22 protein-coding genes are annotated in these 26,606 nt (G+C 44.9%); 4 read left to right on the top strand and 18 right to left on the bottom strand.

The features are described 5' to 3' along the window. Window positions 1-3 precede the first annotated feature (3 nt). The 11 genes from hisF to CW740_RS03885 all read right to left on the bottom strand — a co-directional run bounded on the left by hisF (window position 4) and on the right by CW740_RS03885 (window position 11,390). Window positions 4-807, bottom strand: coding sequence for an imidazole glycerol phosphate synthase subunit HisF (gene hisF / locus CW740_RS03940; RefSeq protein ID WP_106646318.1), 804 nt, complete (start codon window positions 805-807; stop codon window positions 4-6). Beyond that, the gene (gene hisH / locus CW740_RS03935; protein WP_106646317.1) at window positions 795-1,403 is read right to left on the bottom strand and encodes an imidazole glycerol phosphate synthase subunit HisH; all 609 of its coding nucleotides are present in this window, start codon (window positions 1,401-1,403) and stop codon (window positions 795-797) included. The genes hisF and hisH overlap by 13 nt, the downstream gene beginning before the upstream one ends. Continuing rightward, the gene (gene hisB / locus CW740_RS03930) at window positions 1,400-1,996 is read right to left on the bottom strand and encodes an imidazoleglycerol-phosphate dehydratase HisB (RefSeq protein WP_106646316.1); all 597 of its coding nucleotides are present in this window, start codon (window positions 1,994-1,996) and stop codon (window positions 1,400-1,402) included. The genes hisH and hisB overlap by 4 nt, the downstream gene beginning before the upstream one ends. Next, window positions 1,993-3,690, bottom strand: a complete 1,698-nt coding sequence (locus CW740_RS03925) for an aminotransferase class I/II-fold pyridoxal phosphate-dependent enzyme (protein WP_106646315.1) — start codon at window positions 3,688-3,690, stop codon at window positions 1,993-1,995. The genes hisB and CW740_RS03925 overlap by 4 nt, the downstream gene beginning before the upstream one ends. Before the next feature lie 24 nt (window positions 3,691-3,714). Then, the gene (gene hisG, locus CW740_RS03920; RefSeq protein WP_106646314.1) at window positions 3,715-4,563 is read right to left on the bottom strand and encodes an ATP phosphoribosyltransferase; all 849 of its coding nucleotides are present in this window, start codon (window positions 4,561-4,563) and stop codon (window positions 3,715-3,717) included. 942 nt (window positions 4,564-5,505) lie between these two features. Continuing rightward, window positions 5,506-6,207, bottom strand: coding sequence for a 2-C-methyl-D-erythritol 4-phosphate cytidylyltransferase (gene ispD / locus CW740_RS03915; RefSeq protein WP_106646313.1), 702 nt, complete (start codon window positions 6,205-6,207; stop codon window positions 5,506-5,508). A gap of 12 nt (window positions 6,208-6,219) precedes the next feature. After that, the gene (gene ftsB / locus CW740_RS03910) at window positions 6,220-6,519 is read right to left on the bottom strand and encodes a cell division protein FtsB (RefSeq protein WP_106646312.1); all 300 of its coding nucleotides are present in this window, start codon (window positions 6,517-6,519) and stop codon (window positions 6,220-6,222) included. A 79-nt stretch (window positions 6,520-6,598) separates the two neighbouring features. Then, entirely contained in the window at window positions 6,599-7,873 is a 1,275-nt protein-coding gene (eno, locus tag CW740_RS03905; protein ID WP_106646311.1) for a phosphopyruvate hydratase, read from the bottom strand. A 97-nt stretch (window positions 7,874-7,970) separates the two neighbouring features. After that, entirely contained in the window at window positions 7,971-8,831 is an 861-nt protein-coding gene (gene kdsA, locus CW740_RS03900; RefSeq protein ID WP_106646310.1) for a 3-deoxy-8-phosphooctulonate synthase, read from the bottom strand. A 42-nt stretch (window positions 8,832-8,873) separates the two neighbouring features. Beyond that, window positions 8,874-10,511, bottom strand: a complete 1,638-nt coding sequence (locus tag CW740_RS03895; protein ID WP_106646309.1) for a CTP synthase — start codon at window positions 10,509-10,511, stop codon at window positions 8,874-8,876. 327 nt (window positions 10,512-10,838) lie between these two features. After that, a complete protein-coding gene (locus CW740_RS03885) occupies window positions 10,839-11,390 on the bottom strand; it encodes a DUF805 domain-containing protein (RefSeq protein ID WP_106646307.1) in 552 nt (183 codons plus the stop codon). A 180-nt stretch (window positions 11,391-11,570) separates the two neighbouring features. Here CW740_RS03885 and CW740_RS03880 point away from each other — a divergent pair, with 180 nt between their 5' ends. Continuing rightward, window positions 11,571-12,014, top strand: coding sequence for a YaiI/YqxD family protein (locus CW740_RS03880; RefSeq protein ID WP_106646306.1), 444 nt, complete (start codon window positions 11,571-11,573; stop codon window positions 12,012-12,014). Between the two features lie 7 nt (window positions 12,015-12,021). Here the strand turns inward: CW740_RS03880 and mazG are convergent, their stop codons facing one another. The 4 genes from mazG to CW740_RS03860 form a co-directional block, all read right to left on the bottom strand. Continuing rightward, window positions 12,022-12,828, bottom strand: coding sequence for a nucleoside triphosphate pyrophosphohydrolase (mazG, locus tag CW740_RS03875; protein ID WP_106646305.1), 807 nt, complete (start codon window positions 12,826-12,828; stop codon window positions 12,022-12,024). 9 nt (window positions 12,829-12,837) lie between these two features. Continuing rightward, the gene (gene relA, locus CW740_RS03870; protein ID WP_106646304.1) at window positions 12,838-15,048 is read right to left on the bottom strand and encodes a GTP diphosphokinase; all 2,211 of its coding nucleotides are present in this window, start codon (window positions 15,046-15,048) and stop codon (window positions 12,838-12,840) included. A gap of 560 nt (window positions 15,049-15,608) precedes the next feature. Beyond that, window positions 15,609-16,955 (bottom strand): 23S rRNA (uracil(1939)-C(5))-methyltransferase RlmD, encoded by a 1,347-nt coding sequence (gene rlmD / locus CW740_RS03865; RefSeq protein WP_106646303.1) that lies wholly within the window; start codon window positions 16,953-16,955, stop codon window positions 15,609-15,611. 75 nt (window positions 16,956-17,030) lie between these two features. Then, a complete protein-coding gene (locus CW740_RS03860; protein ID WP_106646302.1) occupies window positions 17,031-17,798 on the bottom strand; it encodes a 3'-5' exonuclease in 768 nt (255 codons plus the stop codon). 88 nt (window positions 17,799-17,886) lie between these two features. On the opposite strand from CW740_RS03860, the gene CW740_RS03855 reads away from it, so the two are divergent. Further along, window positions 17,887-18,918 carry a type 1 periplasmic-binding domain-containing protein gene (locus CW740_RS03855; RefSeq protein ID WP_227523892.1) on the top strand — a complete coding sequence of 344 codons (1,032 nt, stop codon included), beginning with the start codon at window positions 17,887-17,889 and terminating at the stop codon, window positions 18,916-18,918. Continuing rightward, entirely contained in the window at window positions 18,919-21,771 is a 2,853-nt protein-coding gene (gene barA / locus CW740_RS03850) for a two-component sensor histidine kinase BarA (RefSeq protein WP_106646300.1), read from the top strand. It begins immediately after the preceding gene. A 62-nt stretch (window positions 21,772-21,833) separates the two neighbouring features. Here barA and mtaB read toward each other — a convergent pair whose 3' ends face one another. Both mtaB and CW740_RS03840 read right to left on the bottom strand, forming a co-directional pair. Continuing rightward, window positions 21,834-23,177, bottom strand: a complete 1,344-nt coding sequence (mtaB, locus tag CW740_RS03845) for a tRNA (N(6)-L-threonylcarbamoyladenosine(37)-C(2))-methylthiotransferase MtaB (RefSeq protein WP_106646299.1) — start codon at window positions 23,175-23,177, stop codon at window positions 21,834-21,836. A 174-nt stretch (window positions 23,178-23,351) separates the two neighbouring features. Next, window positions 23,352-24,191, bottom strand: coding sequence for a mechanosensitive ion channel family protein (locus tag CW740_RS03840; RefSeq protein ID WP_106646298.1), 840 nt, complete (start codon window positions 24,189-24,191; stop codon window positions 23,352-23,354). A 191-nt stretch (window positions 24,192-24,382) separates the two neighbouring features. Here CW740_RS03840 and CW740_RS03835 point away from each other — a divergent pair, with 191 nt between their 5' ends. Continuing rightward, on the top strand, window positions 24,383-24,802 hold the full coding sequence (locus tag CW740_RS03835) for a hypothetical protein (protein WP_106646297.1): 420 nt from the start codon (window positions 24,383-24,385) through the stop codon (window positions 24,800-24,802). Window positions 24,803-24,830: 28 nt separating this feature from the next. Here the strand turns inward: CW740_RS03835 and recJ are convergent, their stop codons facing one another. Further along, the gene (gene recJ / locus CW740_RS03830) at window positions 24,831-26,558 is read right to left on the bottom strand and encodes a single-stranded-DNA-specific exonuclease RecJ (RefSeq protein WP_106646296.1); all 1,728 of its coding nucleotides are present in this window, start codon (window positions 26,556-26,558) and stop codon (window positions 24,831-24,833) included. Window positions 26,559-26,606: the final 48 nt, after the last annotated feature.

Genomic DNA, 26,606 nt, shown 5'->3' with positions numbered 1-26,606 from the left:
CCTTTAATCATTTTGCTTTTCAATGCGAACGGCTACACCGTTATTGAGCAATTCTTGTTTAACCTGATCCACCGTAAACTCACCACGATGGAACATTCCTGCAGCCAATGCAGCATCACTTCCGGACAGAAACGTTTCGGTAAAATGTCCAGGTTTACAGGCACCGCCGGAAGCAATAACCTGGATACCCAATTGTTTGCTCACTTTACCCATCAGTTCATTATCAAAACCGAGTCCGGTCCCATCACGATGCATGGCGGTCAGTAATACTTCCCCTGCACCACGCTTCTCAACTTCCGCAAGCCATTGCATTGCATCCAGTTCAGTGGATGTATTGCCACCATTGATATAGACCCGATAATCACCATTTGAAACTTCTTGATTAAGATCGACTGCAACTACCACACATTGCGAACCAAACCCTTTGGCAATTTGATCGATTAGCTCAGGATTTTTAACCGCCGCACTATTGAGCGCCACCTTATCGGCACCAGCATTTAAAAACTGAGCAACATCAGTATAGGTATTCAATCCGCCACCGACGGTGAAAGGGATCGATAAATTTTCGGCAACACGGGTAACGGTTTCCAGCGCATTAGCTCGTTGTTCCAAAGTCGCCTTGATATCCAGAAACACAATTTCATCAGCTCCCTGCTCCTGATAACGAATAGCCAGTTCAACCGGATCGCCCATGTCCTGAAGGCCCTTGAAATTGACCCCTTTGACTACCCGGCCATGCGCCACATCCAAGCAGACAATGACTCGCGATTTGAGGCCCTGTTCGTTTTTTTTGATCAACTCAGACATTGCTTTAACACCTCTTCTCCTGCGATTCCTGATTTTTCAGGATGGCATTGGAATGCCACTAATTGTTTACTCGCGATAGCAGCAACAAAGGTTTCACCATAGGTGACTTTGGCAATTGTCTGTTCACACTCTGTAACGCCGTAACTGTTGACAAAGTAGAGTGTTTTTCGGCTTAACCATTCTTGCTCTGATTGCACATCAGCCCAACCCACCATCGGTTGCTTTGGGCTTTTTAAGCGAGTGACCTTGCCTTGAAAAATACCGAGTCCTTTGATGCCAGTGTCTTCTTCTGAATCTTCAAATAACACCTGCAGGCCGACACAGATACCGATCACTTTTTTGTCGCCCTGATACCAGTCACTGATGAGCTTATCGAGTCCACTGTTTCGCAAGTTCGACATCACGGTACCGAAGCGCCCCTGCCCCGGAATGATCAAAGCCGAGATAGCTTTACCCTGCATATCTTCTGGTGAATTAATGGTTACTGGTTCATAACCTATGCGCCTCAAGCAACCGTTAAGGCTATACAAATTACCTGCACCAGTATTAATGACTCCTACCAATGGCACAAAGTCTGTTACTGTCGAATCGCTCATAAGCTACCCTTGGAGCTATTAGCGCCTTGTTTTGGAGTCAGTGCTTCCCGCAGTGCAAATGCCAGGCCCTTAAAGCTAGCTTCGATTAAGTGGTGATTATTATCAAAATACTCTGCTTTAATGTGCAAACTGATTTGCGCATTAATCGCGAAGGTATAGAAAAAGTGTTTCCACATTTCAGTAGCAATGTTGCCTATCATTTCGCGTGTAAAAGGTAGATCTGTTATTCCATAACCACGCCCACAAACATCAACCGCGACCATGATCAGACTAGCGTCCATCGGCAATAAACGCTGGCCATATCGTGTTATCGACTCCTGCTCGCGCCAGGCCTGTTGCAATGCCTGACCTAAACAAATCGCCACATCCTCAATCAAGTGGTGGTCATCAACTTCTAAATCACCATTGGCTTCAAGGTTGAGATCCCAACCCGCGTGCAATGCTAGCTGGGTCAGCATGTGGTCGAAGAAAGGCAGACCGGTATTGATCTTAAGTTTCTGTTGGCCATAGACATTAAGTTCCAAACGAATGGCGGTTTCTTTTGTCTGACGGACAATGGAAACAACCGAGCTTTGCTTCTTTGTGTCACTCATAACAACCTCTCTAATTCATTCACCGATGCCACGACGAGATCGGCACCCGCTTGATATAAGTTCTGTTCGTTCTCTTTAGTGCTAACGCCTATTGCTAATGCACCAGCCGCCTTCGCAGCCTGAATGTCATCAGGAGTATCACCCAACATCCAGCAATAAGTGGCGCCATAATAAGCTTTACATTGATTGATACCCTCAGGCGCAGGTTTCGACTCAATAACATCGCAGTCACTGACTAAGAATGTATTGCGAATGCCTAACAGCCGTAAGCCAATTTCTGCCTCGTCACGGGGACGACCAGTAACAACTGCTGTTTTGATCGACTTACTGTTTTGTACAAAAATCTGTGTGCATAACTCTGAGTTGAGCATGGCCTCTTCCAATTGATTCAAACCTGCGTCACCGTCGCTACCTAAATACAAAATCTGAAATTGTTCGACAACCTCCTCATACTCTGGAACGACATCATTAGTGTTCTGCTTAATCAGCTCATAAGTCAGAACCCAATCATTATTAAATCCACCACGTGAACGTAATGTGTCGATGGCCTGTTGAGCTGGTTGTGTACCAACAAAATACTCAACTGTTTTCTTGATGGCAGCGTCATAACTTTTACTGGTGTCAATTAAAACCCCATCCATATCAAAACAGATGAGCTCCGGCTGCAGAGCAAGACTGAGAGCCTGACGTAATGGCTGTAGCTCATAAGGGATAGCAATACGGATTGCTGATTTCTCCTGTAAATCCTGTTTATTAAATTCAAGCCCAACCAAATCAGTTTTGATCTGAATATTGTTTTGCTCACAGGCTGCTTTAATTAATTGCAGTCGGTCGGGTGCATCGATTATCAGAATGAAGTTTGCTTCGCTATCTAATACGTTCAAACCTCTTTGCCGTAAAAATTGCACTAACTGATCGCGGTTATGTGCAATTTGCTGGCTGAAATCAGCTACATCATTCTGAGCTTCCGGCGAGAATGCCTGACGCGCAATTTCTAAAGTGGGCTGAGGAACATTGAACGGCATCTTGCGATCCGTGAAACGCTTAATGAGGGATTCATTACCCAACAGATAACCACAACGAATTCCAGCCAGTCCGTATGCTTTTGACAGAGTTCTTAACACAATCAAGTTATCGAACTCTTCAAGCAAAGAAAGTGACTCTATAGCCAGTCCTGTAAATTCGATGTAAGCCTGATCGAGAAATACCTCTGCTCCCTTTTCTCTAGCCTTTTGACAAGCATATCTAATGACATCCAACGCAAGTGTTTCACCCGTTGGATTATTAGGACTGGTTAAGACCAGTATGCTATTCTCGGTTAAAGCTCTGAGGCTCGCTTCCAGATCAATTGACTGATTATCCTGAGCTGGAATAAGTTGTGCTTTACTGTTCCATACTTTAATTCCCGACAGGTACTGACTAAACGCTGGCATCGGGATGATCAGTTCCTTCTGCTCAAGACTGGCAACCTTAAACATAATTTCAATCGCTTCATCCCCTCCATTGGTCACCATAATCTGCTCAGGTAGCAGACCAAACTGTTTACTCATCTGCTGCTTGAGATCAGTCTGATCCGGATAACGCCAATAGTTTTGTGGAGATAGCTTAGTGATATCAAGCCAGGCTGGGAAACGATCCGCCCGCTCATTAAAATCGAGCTTTAAAGGCTCGATTCTAGTTTCTTGCATATTCATAACTCTAATCCTTCAATCAGCGTCTTAAAGCACTTTACGGATTGGCGTTTCTAAAATATCGGTCGCCCCCGCAGTAATGAGTTTCGGCAACAAGTCTTTGATTAGCTTGCGCTCAATCGCTGCTTTAATCGCAAAGCCATCGGCGTTGTAGAGACGACTAACCGTTGGCGCTCTCATTGCAGGTAATAAAGCAACCACTCTGTCGATACTTTCTTCTGAACAATTCATTTCCAGCAATACACGCTTACGACCGTTCAAGACACCGCGCATCAGCAATAAAAGATCATCAATCTGTTTACGTTTCTCCGGATCATCAAGCACGGATTTGTTGGCAATAAACTGGGTTGAGCTTTCCATAACCGTATCGACAATCTTTAATCGGTTAGCGCGAATGGTTGAGCCGGTACTGGTATTGTCGATAACCATGTCGGCATCTTCAGGCGGGAATACTTCAGTAGCACCATAGGCCCGAAGTAGTTGATATTGGATGCCTAATTTATTGAGATATTGAGCCGAAATCTTCTTATACTCTGAAGCGACAATGATTTTTCGTTGCTTCACTTCATTCCAGTCCCACTCTTCGGGAATACAGGAAACCAGCTTTACCGGGTTGAAGCCTAAATCCTCAAGCACCTCAACGTCAGCTTCCTGTTCCAGGATCCAATCCATACCAGCAAACCCAATATCGTGTTGACCCAGTGCCACCATTTCAGGAATGTTCTGACTTTTCAGCAGCTTTACCTCGATATCGCATCCAAAGAGTTGTGGACGGTAGTTTCGGCTATCACCTACCAGTGTCAGCCCAATATCTGAAAGCAACTCTGCAACTTTGTCGTACAACTTGCCTTTTGGGATTACCATTTTTAAAGCCATGTCATTTCTCCTAATATTCAATATTTAAATTTTCAAATCGTTAAACCAATAAAAAACCCCGTTGACCTTTCGGAGCAACGGGGTTCTTAAACCTGGGTGTCTTAGCTGTTTCTTACAAAAGTCTCAAACAAAAGCACCACCACCGTCGCTCGCGCAGTGTATGATGGTGATGATGATGTAAGCTCTTGTTTAAAAACATGTTTTTCTCGTCTATTCAGTTTCAGTAATCAGTATTAAAAGTTCATTTTAAAAGTTACAGGCATAAAAAAAGCCCCGCTAGTTGGCGGGGCTTTTAGAAATTCTTAACAGTAAATTTCACACATAAAGCAACACCGCCAATCGGTTTGAATGGTGGTGATGGTGGTGAATTTGCGTCGTTACTGTATTCATGTGGCTGATTAAAACCTATCCGATGTGAGGTGTCAACAGTGTTACTGATATTTAATCGTAATATTAAATTAAGTTGCTTGTAAGGGCTCACCCAACAGGCTTGCTCCAATCCCCCCTTAGATTGAGCTGAGTAGTAAGCAAGGCATAGCAATTCAAAACAGGAAGTTTTGAATAGTAAAATTCGGACCAGGGATGGAACGTATTTTACGGTGCGTTAATGGCTTGACGGATACGAAGGAAGTTAAGCGAAGCGAAACCTCAATCTCGGGGTGTCCTTTCTTTTATGAAGTACATCCTTGTACTTCACCCTTCGGGCTAGCTTCGCTATTCAAAATCGTTCCTGACGATTTTGTGGTCCCTAAGGCAAAGACAAATTTGTCTGGAGCAAATTTGAACAGCGGAGAGGAGCGACGCTGGCTTTAGCAGAATACAGGGAAGTATTCTGTAAAAGGGACTCGCTGAGGAGCGAAACGCTCAATTAAAGTAATTATCTTTGCGTAAAAGAGAAGCCAAAATCTCAAGGTATGCCTAGGAATAGTAAAGAATAGAAAATCACATCCCCGCCAACCACACCGAGGCTAGCATCATATCTTCCGGCTCAGTTACCTTAATGTTTTTACGGGTGCCAATGACCAAAGCGGGGTGCATGCCTTGAGCTTCAATGGCTGAAGCTTCATCGGTTATGGGCAATCCTTGTTTCAAGCCTGCAACAATTGCATCTGCTAATTGTCCCACTTGGAAATACTGAGGTGTCTGTGCCAGCCAGATTTGTTCGCGGTTAAGCGTTTTATCAATCGTTTGATTGGCATTTGCCAGTTTGACTGTATCAACAGAGGGTATTGCCAGAATAGCTCCGTGCTCGGAATCCTTTCCAGCCTGAATCAACGCATCAACACTACCGCTATCTAGGCAGGGTCTGGCCGCATCGTGGACCATCACCCAATCATTTGCACCATCGTGCTGTTGAATGGCCTTTAAACCATTAAGCACTGACTCTGCCCGAGTCGCTCCGCCTTCTACAGTTTTAATTTTCGGGTGGTTTGCAACTTTGAGTTTTGACCAGTGTTTATCTTCGGGGTTTAAAGCCACAACGACTTTTTCAATTGAAGGATGATCCAGAAACTTGGAAAGGCTATGCTCAAGAATGGTTTTGCCATCAATTTCAAGGTACTGCTTGGGCAGTTCTGCCTTCATACGACTGCCAATCCCAGCAGCTGGAATCAATGCCCAAATCTTGGTTTTGTTGTCATTCATAGAGTTTGAGTCTTAAGGCTGCTCTTGAGGAGAACCTTGACGAGAATCGAGGATACGGAAAAAGGTTTCACCCTCTTTTATCATGCCAAGCTGATAACGGGCACGTTCCTCAATGGCGTCAGTGCCTTCTCTTAAGTCATGGATTTCAGCGAGGATTTTCTGATTACGCAAAGCGAGTTCTGCGTTTTCTGATTTGACGAGCTCTATTCTGGCTTCTTGCTGTTTTATTTCTCGAAAAGAGGTTTGCCCGAACCACATTCGGTATTGAAGGCTGGCTAAAACAACCAGTAATGTCAGGGCTACCCATTTCATAAACGTAACAATGCCAGAAAAGGTGGGGCAAATAAAGCTAAAATGATAGTACTTACTTGCCCCATAAGGCTATAGTTTATTAGAACTTGAAGGCTTTCTTGCCAGGGTAAGGTGCTTTTTCACCCAACGCTGACTCGATGCGCAACAATTGATTGTACTTGGCAACGCGATCAGAACGGCACAGTGAACCGGTCTTAATCTGACCAGCAGCAGTAGCAACAGCCAAGTCCGCGATAGTTGTATCTTCAGTTTCACCAGAACGGTGAGAAATCACAGCGGTATAGCCAGCTTTATGTGCCATATCAATCGCTGCCAAGGTTTCAGTCAAAGTACCAATCTGGTTAACTTTAATCAAAATAGAGTTGGCAACGCCCTGCTCAATACCTTTCGATAAGATTTTAGTGTTGGTCACGAACAAGTCATCGCCCACTAACTGACACTTGCTGCCAATTTTATCAGTCAACAATTTCCAACCTTCCCAGTCACTTTCGTCCATACCGTCTTCAATCGATACAATTGGGTAGCGCTCAACCCAGTCGGCCAGGTAATCAGCAAATTCTGCTGAAGTTAATACCTTGCCTTCACCACTTAAGTGGTACTTGCCATCTTTGTAGAATTCGCTTGAAGCAATATCCAGCGCTAAGGCCACATCGTCACCCAATTTGTAACCGGCACGATCAACCGCTTCAACAATAGCCTGAATAGCTTCTTCGTTTGAACCCAAATCCGGGGCGAAGCCACCTTCGTCACCTACCGCAGTGTTCAAACCTTTTTCTTGCAACACTTTACGCAAGTTGTGGAAGATTTCAGCACCCATACGCAATGCTTCTGAGAAGGTTGGTGCGCCAACCGGCATGACCATAAACTCTTGAATATCCACGTTATTATCAGCGTGCTCACCACCATTGATGATGTTCATCATCGGTACTGGCATCGCAAACTTACCATCACGGTTGATGTGTTCATACAAAGGTTTGCCCAATGCTTGCGCTGCTGCTTTTGCATTCGCCAAAGACACGGCAAGAATCGCATTTGCACCTAATTTCTCTTTATTTTCAGTACCATCCAGATCAAGCATAACCTGATCAATGACAGCCTGATCGGTTGCATCTTTGCCAACTAAGGTTGACTTGATTTCATTGTTAACGTGGCCAACGGCTTTCAATACGCCCTTGCCCAGGTAACGAGATTTATCACCATCACGCAATTCCAATGCTTCGCGTGAACCGGTTGATGCGCCTGATGGTGAACATGCCATAGCGCGCACGCCATTTTCTAACACCACTTCTGCTTCAACTGTTGGATTGCCGCGTGAGTCCAATACTTCGCGACCGATGATATCTGTAATTTTCAAGCCAATACCCTCTTAAATTGTTTCAACTAAAACCTAAATAAAGAAAAAAATCGAATAGACATAAAAAAACACTCCTGCGGACAGGAGTGTTTGAAATTTATAGCAAGTCGCCCTTACCAAACTCGTGGATCGAATCCTCAATGTAGCCGGCCTTTTTCACCACATCATCCAGCTCTTTCATGACGCGTAGCATTTCTTCGATGCGATACATGGGGAAAGAGTTAGGGCCATCGCATTTTGCCACTTCAGGATTCGGGTGTGATTCCATGAATACACCAGAAACGCCAGCGGCAATCGCAGCACGGGCCAAAACAGGAATCACATCACGCAAGCCACCAGAAGAAGAACCTTGCCCGCCCGGTAACTGTGCGGAATGGGTCGCGTCATACACCACAGGACAACCAGTATCGCGCATAATCGACAGTGAACGCATATCCGATACCAGATTGTTGTACCCAAAGGAAACACCGCGCTCGCAAACCATAATGTTCTGGTTACCGGTTTCGCGCGCCTTATCAACCACGTTCTTCATGTCCCATGGCGATAAAAACTGACCTTTTTTGATGTTAACCGGAATGCCTGGCTCACACACTTTACGAATGAAATTAGTTTGACGACACAGGAAAGCAGGCGTTTGCATCACATCGACCACATCCGCCACTTCGTTAATCGGCGTATCTTCATGTACATCGGTTAATACCGGAACGCCGACCTGATCTTTGACTTTTTGCAGAATACGCAAACCTTCTTCAAGGCCTGGCCCACGGAAGCTTTTACTGGATGAGCGATTCGCTTTATCAAACGATGATTTGTAAATATAAGGAATGCCCAATCTGTCAGTCATTTCTTTCATGAAGCCCGCTGTATCAATCGCCAGCTGTTCGCTTTCAATGACACATGGACCACAAATTAAGAAAAATGGTTGATCCAGACCAACTTCCCAATCCAGTAATTTCATACTTTCACCTTATTAACCAGTCTTACCTTAATAACTATTTGATTAACCAGCAGTTTGTTTCGCATGGTAATCTTTCGCCGCGTTCACGAATGCACTGAACAACGGATGCCCATCGCGAGGCGTCGAAGTGAACTCCGGGTGGAACTGACAAGCCACATACCAAGGGTGATCTTTCAACTCTACCATCTCTACCAAATGCTTTTCAGTAGAGGTACATGATACCACAAGGCCAGCCTCTTCAAGCTTTGGCAGCAAGTTATTGTTAACTTCGTAACGGTGGCGATGACGCTCGTTTATCACTTCACTTTGGTAGATGTCGAACGCTTTAGTTCCCTTCTTGATGTCAGCTGGTTGTGCACCAAGTCGCATGGTGCCACCCAAATCCGAATCATCACCTCGTTCTTCTTTAGATCCATCACGGTTGATCCACTCGGTGATTAAGCCGATAACAGGGTACGGGCTTTCAGGATTAAATTCTGAGCTGTTAGCATTTTCAAGGCCAGCTTTATGACGAGCATACTCAATCACAGCCACCTGCATACCCAGGCAAATACCAAGGTATGGGATTTTGTTTTCACGCGCATACTGTGCTGTAGCAATTTTGCCTTCAACGCCACGCTCACCGAAACCACCAGGAATGAGAATCGCATCCATATCTTTCAGTAAGACGGTGCCCTTCTTTTCGATATCCTGCGAGTCAATATAGTGAATTTTGACCGATTGGCGAGTCTGTAAGCCAGCGTGCTTTAACGCTTCCGTCAATGATTTATAAGCTTCGGTTAAATCCATGTACTTACCCACCATGGCGATATTTACTTCGCCCTTCGGGTTGGCTTCACGGTATAAAACTTCTTCCCATTCAGACAAATCAGCTTCTGCTGCTTTCAGCTCAAAACGCTCAAGAATGAAATCATCAACATGCTGATTAAGAAGGATAGAAGGAATACGGTAAATGCTATCAACGTCCTGTAACGAAACAACCGCACGCTCTTTTACGTTGGTAAATAGTGCAATTTTAGCTCGCTCACCCGCTGGAATCGAACGATCGGAACGGCAGATCAACATATCTGGCTGGATACCAATCGAGCGTAATTCTTTCACTGAGTGCTGAGTAGGCTTGGTTTTCAGCTCGCCGGCAGTGGCAATGAATGGCAATAGTGTTAGATGCACAAACATGGCATTTTCTTTGCCCACTTCAAAACGTAACTGACGAATTGCTTCCATGAACGGTAATGATTCGATGTCGCCCACAGTACCGCCGATTTCAACCATAGCGATATCGGCGCCTTTAGCACCTTCAATAATTTTATGCTTTATTTCGTCAGTGATATGAGGGATTACCTGAACCGTACCGCCTAGATAGTCACCGCGGCGCTCTTTTTTAAGAACATCAGAGTAAACACGGCCAGTCGTAAAATTGTTGCGTTGATGCATGCGGGTACGCACAAAACGCTCGTAATGGCCCAGATCCATATCGGTTTCTGCACCATCTTCGGTGACAAACACCTCACCATGCTGGAATGGGCTCATGGTGCCGGGGTCAACGTTAATATAAGGATCCAGTTTCAACATGGTCACTTTAAGACCACGCGACTCCAGCAATGCAGCAATCGAAGCAGCCGCAATACCCTTACCCAAAGAAGAAACAACACCACCGGTAACAAATACGTACTTGGTCATAAGCCTAACCCAACTTAAATTATTGCGAGCAGCTAGCTCTGCTCATAAACACCACAAACTACAATATAAAAATTTCACCAATACAAAAACGGGCCTGAAGGCCTTGTATATTGTAGCTTTTCGAATTCTGACACACTTTAAATTGGCCAAGGAACTCGGCCAAATGTCGATGAGAAGAAAGGGTCTCAAGACGGGAAGGCAGTATATCAAAAAGGTCAGAGCATTGGCGAGGAGTTTTTGTAAAATTACTGATGATGAAAATTGGAAGCCTGGAGATGAAAGGCAATAAGTTAGTTATAGCCTTTCATCAAACAGAGTACGAAGCTACTATTCCTGGCCAGCAAACTCCTGCTCTTGAGTTTGACTCCCCAAAGCCAACATAATCAACACTGCTACAGCTCCAAAAGGCACTAAAAACAGAAGCTGCCACCAACCACTATGCCCGATATCATTTAAGCGCCGAGTACCGGCAGCTACCAAAGGCATAAAGGTTAAAATGCCAATAACCAGGTACAACTTCTCATGCAACACTAGTGACACTGCCGCGATGAGCAAAACAAACAGGAAAAACCACCAATATTCAGCTCTGGAGGCTTTACCCTCAAAATTCGCATAATTGAGTAAGCAATATTTGGTAGCAGCAAAGATAGACAGGGGAGATTCATTGATTTTCGACTCTCCATTATCCGTAAGAATTAAATCATCCGGTGAGACCTCAAACACTGAAGCAAGAGCCCGTATGGACTCAATAGAGGCTTTCCCTGAACTCTCTAAACGTTGAATGGTTCGTAAGTTAAGACCACAGGCATCACTTAATTGTTGCTGTGACCAATGTTTCTCCGTGCGTAGCTGCTTTACCAATTCTGAGTTGATTCTCATCTTTGTACTCTGTTCCCCTGAATGAAGCTCTAATATAAATAAAATTTAATTAAATAGTTACGACATTTTTACGGCAGCCCTTACGACAGTCAGCGATAGAGGTAATTTTTTTAATCAATAAACAGTAGCTTGGCATGAAATGATATAAAATAACCGAAGTATTGTATTGTTGGAATCACCATGAAAATCTGGGTTGATGCAGACGCCTGCCCTGTCGTCATTAAAAACATTCTATTTCGTGCTGCCGAACGCACTAAAACGCAATTGACGCTTGTTGCGAATCAGTTCATTCGCACACCACCCTCGCCCTACCTTAAGGCAATACAGGTCAGTTCAGGCTTTGATGTGGCTGATAATGAAATTGTGCAACGTGTGGAAAAAGACGATCTGGTTATCACTTCTGATATTCCGTTGGCGGCAGAAGTGATTGAAAAAGGCTGCCAGGCTCTTAGTCCGCGAGGTGAGTTATTCAAGAAAGATAATATTCGAGGAAGGCTCAATATGCGGGACTTTATGGACACCATGCGCTCCAGTGGCATTCATACCGGAGGCCCACCACCTTTGAGTCAATCTGATCGCATGAATTTTGCCAATCACCTGGATAGGATTTTGGCGAAGGGGTAGCTACCTTCTATACCTGCTTAACCGCGTTCCAGGCCTCATCCAACTGCTCAAGCGTTGCACTATCCACAGTTAAACTTCTCTGAGCAAGATAGTCTTCCAGTTTTCTAAAACGAGCTTCAAACTTCCGCGCGCTTTTTCGCAAAGCAGCTTCGGCATCAACTTTCAGGTGACGCGATAGGTTGACGCAAGAAAACAGTAAGTCGCCAATTTCTTCTTCAATATTTTGCTGGTCATTATTGGCAATAGCCTGCTTAAGCTCGGCAATTTCTTCTTCAATCTTTTCAATCACACCGCTGACTTCAGGCCAGTCAAAGCCGTGCCTACCGACTCGCTTCTGCATTTTCTGGGCTAGAGACAAGGCTGGGAAGTGTTTGGGCAAATCATCCAGCAAGCTGGTATTGGATTCATCTTTGCCCTGACGCTCACGATGTTTCTGCTGTTCCCAGTGCTTTTTCAGCTCTTCATCAGTAGAGAAAGCTTTATCACCAAATACGTGTGGATGACGGCTGACCAGTTTGTCTGAGACTTTTTCAGCAATCGACTCAAAATCAAAGCGCCCTTCTTCCTGCCCAATCTGGGCATAAAAGATGACCTGAAACAGTAAGTCTCCCAGCTCGCCATGTAGCTCTTCAAAGTCCCCTCTCTCAATGGCATCGGCAACCTCGTAAGCTTCTTCAAGGGTGTAAGGAACGATGGTGGCATAGGTTTGTTTGCGATCCCAGGGACAACCAGACACAGGGTCACGAAGTGCCTGCATAATAGTTAGCAAGCGGTGAGTTTGTGGTAGAGAGGTTAAAACTGTTTTATCACTCATTGTAAGAACTTATCCACGTCGACGTTCGACTTTGAAAATATTCGGTAATTGCTTGAGCAGTGTAATGACGCGCTGCAGATCTTCAAGCTGTGACAGCTCAACTTCAATATTAATTTGAACCTGCTCGCCACGCTTACTGGTTGATAAATCAGTCACTCCAGCATTTTCATTGGCCAACACGGTTGTGATGTCTTTCAGCAAACTCTTTCTGTCCAAGGCAGTAATTATTAAATCCACGGCATAAGCATTGGTCGACTCTGCTTCCCACTGCACCGGAATAATCCGCTCAGGCTTATCTTTAAGAGCTTTTTTTGCATGGGTACAGTCTTTGTGGTGAATGACGATTCCGCGACCTTGTGTGATATAGCCAATAATATCCTCGCCGGGAACGGGTTTACAGCATTTAGCAATACTGGTTAGTAAATCCCCCACTCCGGACACTGAAACGTCATTATAAGATTTGCGTTTCGACTTTTTGCGAAGAGTCGGCTGAATATCGCGTTGAGGCTTTTTCGCTTCCAAAAGTTCTTTGGCGCGATTAAGTGCCTGCATAATGCCGAGATTGCCAGTACCAATTTTGGTATACATTTCTACATCACTGGCAAGATGCAATTTTTGCGCCAGTTCCTGATGAGGCACTGCTGCCAAATCGTTACGTGACAACTCTCGTTCCAGCAACAGTTTGCCAGCATTGGCATTGTCTTCTTTATCCAGCTTATTGAAGTACTGCTGAATTTTATGGCGGGTACGGCTACTACTGATATAGCCATTATGTGGAATCAACCAGTCGCGGCTTGGCGACTCTTCCTTCTGGGTCATAATCTCGATAACTTCACCAGTGTGCACCTGGTAAGTCAGCGGCACGATACGACCATTAATTTTAGCACCCACGCAGCGGTGACCAATCGAGCTGTGAATACGATACGCAAAATCAATAGGTGTACTGCCAGCCGGTAAGTCGATAACTTTACCTTGGGGCGTGAAAACAAAGACACGGTCTTCAGAAACCGAGCTTTGGAATTCCTGCATCAACTCATCAGCATTTACATCTGCCAGTTCACTCTGCCACTCCAGCAGCTGTCGCATCCAGGCAATTTTTTCATCCACACCAGCTTTAGCCAGATTAGCGCCCTCTTTGTAAGCCCAGTGCGCGGCAATTCCCTTCTCGGACTCTTCATGCATCTGGAAAGTACGAATTTGTACTTCAAGAATTTTTCCTTCTGGCCCTACAACGGCAGTATGAATCGAGCGATAGCCATTCTCTTTAGGCGTCGCCACATAATCATCGAATTCTTTTGGGATATGCTGCCACTCTCCATGCACAATACCCAAAGCGCCGTAACAGTCCTGAACCCGCTCGACCAGAATCCTGACCGCGCGAACATCGTAAATCTCTTCAAAGCCAACATTTTTGCGGGTCATCTTTTTCCAGATGCTGTAGATGTGTTTAACGCGGCCTGAAACTTCTCCTTTTATATTTTCTTCTTTGAGCTTTTTCTCTAGAAGCTGAAGAACATCCTCAATATAGCGTTCGCGATCAACACGTTTCTCTTTCAGGCTTTTCGCGATAGAAAGGTAGGCTTCAGGTTCAAGGTAACGGAAAGCCAGATCTTCAAGCTCCCACTTTAGCTGACCAATACCAAGACGATTAGCCAGTGGTGCAAAGATATTTTTAGTTTCACGTGCGAAGGTCAGTTGAATATCACGACTGGCATCTTTGATATGACGTAATGAAACCACGCGATCAGCAAGTTTTAATAACACCACCCGGGCATCGTTCACCATACCGAGAAGCATCTTGCGCAGGCTTTCCACCTGCTGGTGGTCATTCTCAGCGCCAGTCTGCTGTTGAAGACTACGCATGGCCTCCATCTGACCCGCACCTTCTACTAGACCAGCGATAGTCGAACCCACTTTATCTTTAATGGATTCAACCTTAATCGAGCCAGCAATCACAGAAGGTAATAATACCGCGGCCGTCAAAGTATCGAAATCTGCATTGAAATGGGTCAGTACCTCAGCTAGTTCCAGACCTGCCGCCAAAGTATTCAGTTTAAGAACTGGCGTCACCGATACATTCTGCTGGGCCATAGTAACCGCTTTCTGCAACTTAGACTTCGGCTTACCTTCAACCGTCAGTTGATTAAGCTCAAGCCACTGCTCAAACGAAAACTGAGAATTCTCAACCAGCTCAAATATATCGTGATCTTTGCGTTTCATGACAGATTCTAATTAAGTCCTTGTTTATAAACCTTCATATGACGAACCAATACTGAAGAGCTATATTAGCAGTATTGGTTTTTATTGGAAGTACAGAAAAGTAATCAGGGTGTAAGCAAGTGTATTGGTGCTTAGTTTGGGTTAAAGGTTCAAATTATTAGTAGGGCTTGCCTTGATACATAAACATTACAATAAGTCATTATTCAGTGGGACAAGGCACACCAACAGCAAAGACAACACGGTTGAACCTGAAAGGGAGATAAAATGGCTTTAGGTGAGGCAAAATTAAAAAATCACAATATCTAATAACTGCAAGAAATAACTAAAATGCTTAAGCTCGCGGCAAAGAGTTGCGAAAGAGCGGAGGTGACCTAGAAGGTCATTGAGAATTATAACAAAGCATAAAAAGTCAGCGACGCTCTTCCCGGCATGGTTTTAAAGCAGGACTTTTCTTTCAAGACAAGACATAAGACTTTTTGAGGCGCGGAGCGGACTAGTTGTCCGTGAGCACCTCAAATAAGTCTTATAACGCAGTATTGGGAGAAAAAGACTATTTAAAACTAGATCATTTCAAAAAGAGCGATGGATTCAGTATGGGAAGTATGCGGAAACATATCCATAACCCCCGCCTTCACCAGCTTATACCCCCTCTCCTTCAACTCTCCTGCATCGCGCGCTAGTGTTGCCGGGTTGCAGGATACATAGACAATTCGTTCTGGATTAAAACGGGTAATGTTTTGCACTACATCTAGTGCGCCACTTCTGGGCGGGTCGATCAGTATTTTATTGAAACCCTGCTGCGCCCATTCTTCCTGGGTGAAGTCATCTTGCAAATTGGTGGCATGAAACTCAACGTTGCTTAGATTATTGTGCTTGGCATTCATCTGTCCGCGCTCAACCATGGCTTCGCTGCCTTCAACACCAACCACATTTTGTGCCTGAGTAGCTAATGGAATGGTGAAGTTGCCGAGACCACAGAATAAATCAAGAATACGGTCTTCTGCTTTGGGTTCGAGCCACTCGATGGCGCGCTTGACCATTTTCTGATTAATGCTGGCGTTGACCTGAGTAAAATCCATCGGGTGGAACAGCATTTCTACATCATAATCATCAAAACGATACGACAGCCAGTCACGCGTGTCTGGGCCATAGAGCAAATGAACGGTATCCGGACCTTTCGGTTGCAGATAGATATAGAGCCCATGCTCTTTACCGAATTCGATCCAGAGGTTCTGATCCTTTTCGGTTAACGGAACCAGATGACGAACAACCAATGCGACCTGGTCATCGCCCATGGCAACTTCCAGTTGAGCCGTTTTATCATTGCTGTCCAGTTCACTGATCATGTTTTTTAGAGGTGTGATCAGTTGGCCGACCCTTGGATCGAGTACTACACATGAATCGATATTAGCCAGGAAGTTACTGCGTTTTTCACGAAAGCCTACCAATGCTCCACCTTTTTTAGGCACATATTTCACACCAAGACGTGCCTTACGACGATAACCCAGAACGTCTGCCTGCAATGGCTCGACCAGCTCATAATCACCATTTTTGTGCGAATAGCCACCGAAGTGCTCGAATTGCTCGACCAGCACATTTTGCTTGTGGTTTATCTGGGCAGGATTGCTCATGTGTTGCAGACTGCAACCACCACAAATATCCGCATGTTCACAAGGCGGAGTTACCCGATCCTCAGAAGCGCTGTGAATCTCAATGGCAACCCCTTCATCGAACTTGCCGCGCTTTTCAGTGTATTGGAAGGATACTTCTTCGCCTTTAAGGGCGTTGTCTACAAAAACCGTTTTGCCTTCTACGCTACAGATGCCACGCCCTTCGTGGGAAAAGGCATGGATGCTTGCTCGTACGGGTTCGGTCGGTAACGGCTTTCTACGACGTCTTCTTGCCATGATTAACTCTCAATTTGATAGGTATTAAATTCGATAAAAGGGATGCCTGATGCTCTCAGGCCTATAAGGCCAGTATTAACCCCAGGCTTCCAGAAATTCATTAAAATGCGGCTGATTTTCACTCCTTAGATAGTCACGAAGCTTTTGTTCTTCTGCTTCCAGATCCTGCTGACTTAAATTACCGCGCATCACTTCAAAACGCAGATACACCAGGTAGGTATTCAATACATCTGTCTCACAATAATCGCGGATCGCCTTAAGGTTGCCCTGATGATAGGTTTCCCAGACTTTAGCACCACTCATGCCCATTTTTCCGGGATAGCCCAACATGCTGGCAATTTTATCAAGCGGCGCATTGGCGCGTGGATTATAACTGGCAATCACGTCCATTAAGTCCAGATGACGACTATGGTAGCGGCTGATGTAGTTGTTCCACTTGAACTGACTATCCATTTCGCCCGTATCCCAATATTTAGGAGCGGCAATATTATGCTTCATGGCACGATAATGCAGCACTGGCAAATCAAAGCCTGAGCCATTCCAGGAGACGATAGTTGGCGTGAAACGGTCAATGCCATCAAAGAAACGCTGAATAATCTCTTTCTCATCTGCCTGTTCGTCACCCAATGACCAGACGGTCAGTTTATCGCCGTGGCGAAACACGGCAGAAATGGCGACCACTTTTTGCAGATACAAAGGCTGAAATGTGGTGCCAGTCTGCTGATAACGAAGATGCTCCATCGCGGTTACCACATCTTCATCGGACAAGCCCTCAAACTCATTGAGAAGACGTCCTGTTTCTATGTCTGGAATGGTTTCGATATCAAATACAAATATATTCATAATATTGGTCTAATTTTTGCCTTTGCCCGGCTTCTTTGAGTTCAGCAAAAGGCCTGTACTTGCCTATATCCATAGGGCAAGGTAGATTATGCAACGAAAGCCCCACATTATAACGACTTTGCCAGAAAAAGCTTGGAGAAATAGCCGCTTGAAACCTTTGCCATGGATTAGCATAGCCTCTTTGATACTCGCCCTTGTATTGGCAGTACCCATGGCTGTGGCAGAACACCCAAGTCGCAAGGTCATTTCTGTGGATGTTCTAGGACCCTATTCCAGCCCACAGGAACAAGAACTGTTGTTTGGACTAAGACAAACCATGGAAGAAAAGTACGACCTGGGCCTTAAGCAAAACCTGTTGTTCTGGCAGAAACAACCCAACTGGGCCAGCTATATCAATAACTCAGAAGCAGACTATATCATCACCGTTGGACAGGAAGCGCTTGAACACATAATGAGGCAGCAGCCCAAGCGCCCGGTTATTGCACTTATGAATACTGCCGATAGCATAGAGTCCATGCGCCAAAATCCGCATGATGACTTTTATGCCATCACTCATGAGCAGCCTTTACTACGATACTTTGCGCTCATCAAAAGCCTGAATATCTATCAGGCGCAGACAGCAACATTTTTCAGCCAGGATAACTCGCAGATGAAAGGGCGTTATGAATCGATGGCACGTTTTTTTAATTTGCCCTATAAATCCTTGATAGTTAAGCCCAGACTCCAGACCCAAGATGCTATCAATCAATTGATCAATTGTTGTCGAATCATGCTGCATGATACTGATCGAATTTACCCTCCTGGACGCTCAAGAAAGTCGTTACTCTACAACAGCTTCCGACATCGAGTGATAGTGATCGGCAATTCACCCAGCATGTTGCAGGGAGGCGCGATGCTGGCATTATTCAGCAAGCCCTATACAATAGGCGAACAGACTGCTGGTTTAATCTATCAGATCGAAAATGGGCTGGTAAAAGAGCGGTATCAATACCCCGACAAGTTTGTGCTGGATGCAAACCGCCGAATTGCCAGGTTGCTCGGTTTTTCAGAATTGACTTTAGGTGAGTTAATTGGTCAGATCGAGATGTTAGAAAATGTTTATTATGAAATGGAACAATAGATGAAAGATTGGGGAATCAGTAAACGTATTATGACATTGGCGTTAACGCCAACCATTTTGGTTGCCCTGTTACTGGGAACCCTCTTCATCAGTAACCATATTAACGACAGTAAATATTCGCTAACTGCACGTGGAAAAACTATTGCAACTCACCTGGCATTAGCAAGTGAATATGGTCTAATTACCCTCGACGAAAAAAACCTTGCCGAAATGGCGCAAGCTGCACGTGATAATGACAAGGACCTAATAGCTGTTGCAATTTTTGATCAGAACAACCGCGTATTAGCTTCTGTTGGCTCCGCAGAGACTCTCAGTGTGATGAGCATTGATAATCCTTATTCTCTGGCTCGCTCTGGTTCATCTAATAATTTAATGCGTTTTGCCCGAACCGCTGAAAGCGAACAGGGCAAATTGTTTTACGCTCCCATCATTTCAAAGTTTCCTGAGACATATGAATCCTGGCAGAACTATAGCCAGGCCAACGCACAGCTTCTAGGCTATGTCGCGGTAATGATGACTGATGAATTTTCTGCAATCAGCCGCTATAACACCGTTCTTACAACTCTATTCATTACCTTGATTGGTTTGCTGATTGGTGGTTTTTTGGCGCGCAGAATGTCTATGAGTGTTACTACTCCGATTGAGAAAATGGTTGAGGGCATTAATCGCATCAAAGATGGCCGTTTGGATACTCGCATTGAATCAGAAGCAAGCGCTGAACTGCTTACCCTGCAGGAAGGTATCAACCTGATGGCTGAAAATATGGAGCACAATCAGGATGAGATGCAGCTGGCGGTTGATCAGGCCACTGAAGATTTACGCGAAACACTGGAAACCCTTGAGGTTAACAACCTCGAACTGGATATCGCTAGACGTCAGGCGCTGGAAGCCAGTAGAGTTAAAACCGAATTCCTGGCCAACATGAGCCATGAAATTCGTACCCCGATGAACGGTGTTATTGGCTTTACCGAACTCTTGTTAAAAACTGAGCTTAACAATAAACAGAAAGACTTCCTGTTTGATATTAAACGCTCAGCTACCAGCCTCTTATCAATTATTGATGACATTCTTGACTACTCGAAAATCGAGGCGGGCAAGATGTCCTTTGAACGCTATCCATTCGACTTACGCGAATGTGTTGACGACATTTTTCGAATGCTTGGCCCGAACGCCAACAAAAAAGGTATTGAGCTGGTATCACTAATTTATTCAGATGTGCCTAAAGCACTTCTTGGTGATCCAATTCGTATCAAACAGATCATTACCAATCTGGTTAACAACGCTATCAAGTTTACCAAGTCTGGCAGCGTTGAGCTTTATGCTGAAGTAGAGTCAGAAAACAAAAAGGGACTTAAGCTTAAAATTCAGGTCAAGGACTCAGGCATTGGTCTGACACAGGATCAACAACGTAACCTGTTTAAAGCCTTTAGCCAGGCCGACAGCTCGACCAAGCGCGAATTCGGTGGCACTGGACTGGGACTGGTGATATCTAAATCACTGGTCGAGAAAATGGGCGGCAATATTGGCGTTAACAGTACCCAGGGCGAAGGTTCCACTTTCTGGTTCACCCTGCAGTGCGAACGAACTGATGCTTTACCAGAAGATGGTCTAACTGGTGAGTTTCTTGCCAACAAATCGGTGCTGGTATTTGACCCTCACCCATCAACTCGCTTGTCTATTACTCAGATTCTTGAGGAATGGGGAATGCTGGTCCGCTCCTTTGATAAAATTGATGATTTGATGACAGAAATTGATCTCTACAGTCAAAGCGGTAAAAGCATTGAATTAATCATTATCGGCGGCCAACGTTTCCGTCGCCGCCAACAGCAGCTCGAATATATTTGTAACAAAGCACAGACACAACTTTACTGCCCAGTCATTACATTCACCACAGCTGGCAACGCAGATTTCCTTGAGCATTTACACTCAATAGGTGTAAACCGAGCCATGACCAAGCCGGTCACCCACCGAGCTCTTTATAACTCTTTAATCGAGCTATTGAAAACGCCTTCGATACACTCCAGCAAGGAACCTGCTGAAGTACCGGTAGGTGATGCCAGTTTATTAAAAGATCTCTATGTACTGGCAGTTGATGATAACCCTGCGAATTTGCGTCTGGTCACCACCCTGCTCCAGGATCTCAACATCAAAGTTGATGCAGCAGAAAGTGGCATGCAGGCAGTATCACTGAGTAAAAACAAAGTTTACGACGCGATCCTAATGGATATTCAGATGCCGGAAATGGACGGACTGGAAGCCACTCGTACTATCCGCGCGAATCGTACTAACCTCAATACTCCAATCATTGCTTTGACCGCCCATGCCATGGCGAGTGAACGCGAGCAGCTATTAGAAGCCGGTATGGATGACTACATGACCAAGCCTGTTTCAGAACAGGCCTTAGTTAACCTGCTATTGAAATGGACTCAGGCAGCTTCTGATATCAATCCAACTCCAACTCAAGAACAAGAGAGCGAGGACGAAAACCGTAATCAATCTCTGGACTGGAGTTTAAGCTTAAAGCTGGCCAACAATAATGAGCAACTAGCCATAGATATGCTGAAAATGCTAGTAGACTCAAACTTTGAAACGGGTCGTAATATTCATGCCGCCTACCAATCTCAGGACTTTGATCAATTATTGCAACATGTACACAAACTCCATGGTGCCAGTTGCTATGTCGGCACACCAAAGCTAAAGCACCTCAGTAATGTTTATGAGACCCTTCTCAAAAAACAACAATACAACAAGCTTGAAGAGTTACACGAACAGCTGTTAGCAGAACTTGAAGTCATCAACAAAGAAGCCGAGCGATTCCTGAAACCTGAAAAACCGGAAACAGCTGATAACTAAGCTGTCCGAAGTAGCAATTAAAAAAGGGGCTGAATTAGCCCCTTTTTATTTTTTGAAAAATATTAGCCGATTGTTTTTACAGCAATGACTGGTGATTCTCTTTGTGGAACTTCGTCAATTATTACTCCATTCAAGAAACCATTTTCAGCATCGATACTATCAATTCGGGTATTCAATATTAAGCGCTCAGGGCTGAGGTTAGCTGGAATTTCAACTGCAACTTTATGGTAGTTGGGTGTGTAACCAAAATAACGCTGATTACCATCTTCTGTATACTGGTTAGAGCTTTCCCACAACACTGGTACTGTCATACCCACCTGCTGTTCAAGCTCCTTCGCTTTCAATTTTGCCGCCAACTCATGCAAACGATGGCTTCGCTCCTTCTTAACTTCTTTACTAATCTTGCCGGGCAGACGCGCGGCCTTGGTACCCTCACGGTCTGAATAAGTAAAGATGTGAATATGACCAAAACCTACTTCTTCGATGTATTGCATGGTTTGTTCGAACTCTTCATCGGTTTCACCGGGGAAGCCAACAATGACATCGGTAGTGACATTAAAGCCTGGAACCTGAGTTCTTGCCTGATGAACCAACTCGCTAAAGGATGAGGTTTTGCAGCGACGAGACATGCGTCTTAAAACGCTATCCGCTCCACTTTGAATAGGTAAATGCATGTGTGGCATTAATCGTGGATTAGCAAATAGCTCAAAGAAGTTTTCGCCCAGATCCCATGGCTCTACGGAAGCAAAGCGAATTCTTGGCATTTCGGTTTCCGCCAATACTGTTTCTACTAGTTTATACAAGCTACTATCAATATCTGAACCATAACCACCTACATGCACTCCTGCCAATACGATTTCCTGAACACCTTCGGCGTGTAACTGGTTAATTTCATCAATCAGATCCTGAATCGTACGGCTTTTCTCTTCTCCACGCGCGACCGTGACAATACAGTAGGTACAGCGATAACGGCAGCCATCCTGAATTTTAATGAATGCACGTTCGCGATTACGGGCAAATAGAGCGCTTTCGCCCGGTTCAGTAGCAAATTCCGGCATAGCTGGAATATCCAGAAGCTGTTTGGCCTGTTCAACTAAGACATCTTTATCTTCATTGGCTACCACCAGATCAACACCCATGATCTGAGCAACTTCTTCTGGCTCCAGCGAGGCATAGCAACCGGTAACTACTTTACGAGCCTGAGGATTAGCACGGTGAAAGCGACGCACAGTCTGACGAGATTTGCGAGCCGCCTCGGCAGTTACTGCGCAGGTATTAAGCACGATCAGGTCTGCAGCATCAGCTTCAGAAGTTAGGGATAAACCCAAACGCTGGAACGATTTTGCCCAGTTCTGAAGCTCCGCCTCATTCAATCGACACCCTAGCGCACTCAAATGTACCTGCATAACCACCTTACTCGTAATACTAATATTCAGTAAGACCAAACAGCCTTACCTGCTAAAAATTGGGCGCTAATTGTACAGTTTCTAGCCTTTATTGGCACTACCTTTTAGTGCTGAATTTTTCTCGCACATAAAAAAAGGCACCCCAAGGTGCCTTCATTAATCACTAAAAACGGCTTATTTTTCAACAGTATGCAAGTGCACATCCCTTTGTGGATAAGGAATGCTGATATTGTTGGCATCTAGTGCCTTTTTGATGGCTTCCAGATTCTCGAAGTATACCCCCCAGTAATCGCCACTGTCGGCCCACACTCGAAGCACGAAATTGACCGAACTGTCGGCCAGTGCTGAAACAGCGATGAATGGCTCAGGGTCTTTATGGACTCGCTCATCTTTTGTGATGACACCTAAAATAACTTCACGTGCTTTATCGATATCATCGTCATATCCAATGCCAATGGTAAAGTCGACACGACGCTTAGGCTGAGTACTGTAATTAATCATTGAGCCAGTAGAGATTGGCGAGTTAGGGATAATAATCGTTTTGTTGTCTGGAGTGGTCATAATAGTATTGAAAATCTGAATCTCTTTAACGGTTCCAGAGTGCCCCTGCATTTCAACAAAGTCTCCTACTCTGTAAGGGCGTAGTATCAGAAGGATGACTCCACCGGCGAAGTTTTGTAATGTCCCCGAAAGAGCCAAACCGATAGCTAAACCAGCAGCACCCAGCATGGCAACAAAGGTTGTCATTTGTATGCCGAGCATGCCAATTACGGTAATGGCTAGCGCAGCTTTCAACAAAATACTAATCATGCTAACCAAGAAGCGCTGCAATGTGACATCAAACTTTTTCTTTTCAAAAGCTTTGCGAACACCATTGACGATCATTCGAATAATGATCAGACCAATGACCAGAACCACAAGTGCAGAAATCACTTTGGGCGCATAATCCATCATCACTTGCCAGCTATTCTCGGCAAAGCTAGTTATCTGGGCAGTATCAACAGGTAATTTCATTGCTATCCTCTTGTTTTTAATATCGTAAATTTATGGTAGCCATTCTAGCGAAGGAAAGGCAAAGTTGCGAATTTGCTCAATAAAATTTACAAAAGTGTCACGATATATGGTTAATTTAAGAGCAATTACTGGCAAGTTGACGCATCTTTTGCAACACTCTTACTCATTAAGAGCAGAAACAGGAAGCTGTCATGATCCAAAAATCCGTTATAAAGCTTAGCCTCATCGGTCTCATAATGAGCGCATCGTTATCAGGTTGTAGTACTGCACAACCGGCCGAAATCGATAGTAAACTTACTGCCTGGCAGGGCGCTGAAATTGAAACCTTAATTCAGACCTGGGGCCTGCCAACTGGAGAGCAACAGGTTAATGACTTGACCTACGCTGAATGGAATACCCGCGATATTAAGAACAAGCCCTCTATGCGAGTAGGTGTTGGCGGATTTGGTGGTAACTTTTTCGGTAGCATAGGCACAACCTTATTTGGTGGCCGCGAAGAAGTTCATTGCCGTGTGCAGGTAGGATATAACCAGGAAGGACGTGTTGTAACTACCAATTGGACAGGCGATCCTGAAGCCTGCGATGCCGCGATACCTGAGCGCCAGTCGTAAACCCTAATGCGTCTGGCTTATTTTCTGTTTAAGCCAGACGTTCAAAATACTGAATTAAAAGCTGCAGCTCTGGCACATTAAAATAATCATTAATATCAGGCTTATAGACTGCTCGAATTCTGCTGGCAGGCTGCGCTAACCATTCCTCAACATCTATTCTAAAGGCAATAGCCTGCACGGCATTGTCTTGCTCCGAGCTTCTCAAGGTTAATTTTAAATGGTTCTCTCCAACAATCCGGTGATTCAGTACCTCGAATTCACCATCAAACGCTGGCTCCGGAAAACCCTGACCAAAAGGACCTGCATTACTGAGTTCTTGCGCAGTATCTAAAGTCAACTCCTCAGTACTCAATGGACCGTCGGTCTCAATAACGTCCTCGATAGGTTTACCTTTTAACAGGTCAGTAACCGCTTGCTCAAACGCCTTCTGAAAAGAGTCCAAATTATCTAGTGCCAGCGAAAGTCCAGCGGCCATTGCATGCCCACCAAACTTTTCTATTAACTGCGGATGACGACTATCAACCAAAGCCAGAGCATCTCTTATGTGTACTTCCTTAACCGAACGCGCTGAACCTTTTACACTAGTCTCGTCAGCATTGGCAAAAACGATACAGGGCTTGTTCACTCTCTCTTTGATACGCGAAGCCAGCAAGCCAACCACGCCCTGATGCCAGTGTGGTTCATACAAACAAATCGAGTGAGCTCGTTCATCACTATGCCAGTCTATTTCCTGTAGCTTTGACAATGCTTCGTCCTGCATTTCCTGCTCAACCTGCTGCCTGTCGCTGTTCAGGCTGTGCAGAATTTCTGCAAGTTCATTGGCCTTAGCTTCATTTTCTGACAACAGACATTCGATACCAATCGCCATATCATCAAGCCTACCAGCTGCATTTAGACGCGGGCCTACCGCAAAACCCAGATCCATAGCTGTAACTTTAGACAGTTGACGCTTGGCTAACTGCAATAATGCACTGATACCCGGTCGGCATCGGCCTGCTCTTATCAGTCGCAATCCGTTGTGAACTAAAAGTCGATTATTCGCATCTAGAGGCACCACATCGGCAACAGTTCCTAATGCAACAATATCCAGATAGTGCGCTAAATTTGGTTCCTCAATGGACTGGTTTTCGAACCAGTTCTCTTCTCTTAATCGAGCTCTCAGCGCCAATAACACATAAAAGACTACGCCAACACCCGCCAAATTTTTACTGGGGAATAAATCGCCTGGCTGGTTTGGATTGACTATCGCATCAGCTTCTGGAAGTTGTTCACCTGCCAAGTGATGGTCCGTAACCAACACCTTAATTCCATGCTTTTTTGCAGCCTCGACGCCAGCTATGCTGGATATGCCATTATCCACAGTAACAATTAAATCTGGGCAAGACTCTTTGGCAACTTCAACTAACTCAGGTGACAAGCCATAACCAAACTCAAATCTATTTGGCACCAGGAAGCCCACATGCTTCGCACCAAATCTGGTTAAAACCAATTTAGTCAAAGCGCTGCTGGTGGCTCCGTCAGCATCAAAGTCACCGACAATCAAAATGCGACTTTGCTGATGAATAGCCTCAAACAAAAGGTTCACCGCAGCGTCTATCCCTTTCAATTGATGGTATGGCAAAAGTTTCGTCAAGCTGTAATCCAGCTCATCAGGATCTTCAACTCCGCGAGAGGCGTACACTCGGTTGAGAACCGGACTGGAAGTTAGAGGCTGAGCTTCTTGGTTGAGCTGGCGTTGTCGAATGAGTTTCTGCATATTAATTATTAGTTGTTGAGAAATTGACGCTTTGATCAGGCAATCAAT

The sequence above is a fragment of the Kangiella profundi genome (genome assembly GCF_002838765.1).
GTDB lineage: Bacteria > Pseudomonadota > Gammaproteobacteria > Enterobacterales > Kangiellaceae > Kangiella > Kangiella profundi.
This window is presented reverse-complemented; position numbering and strand designations above follow the sequence as displayed.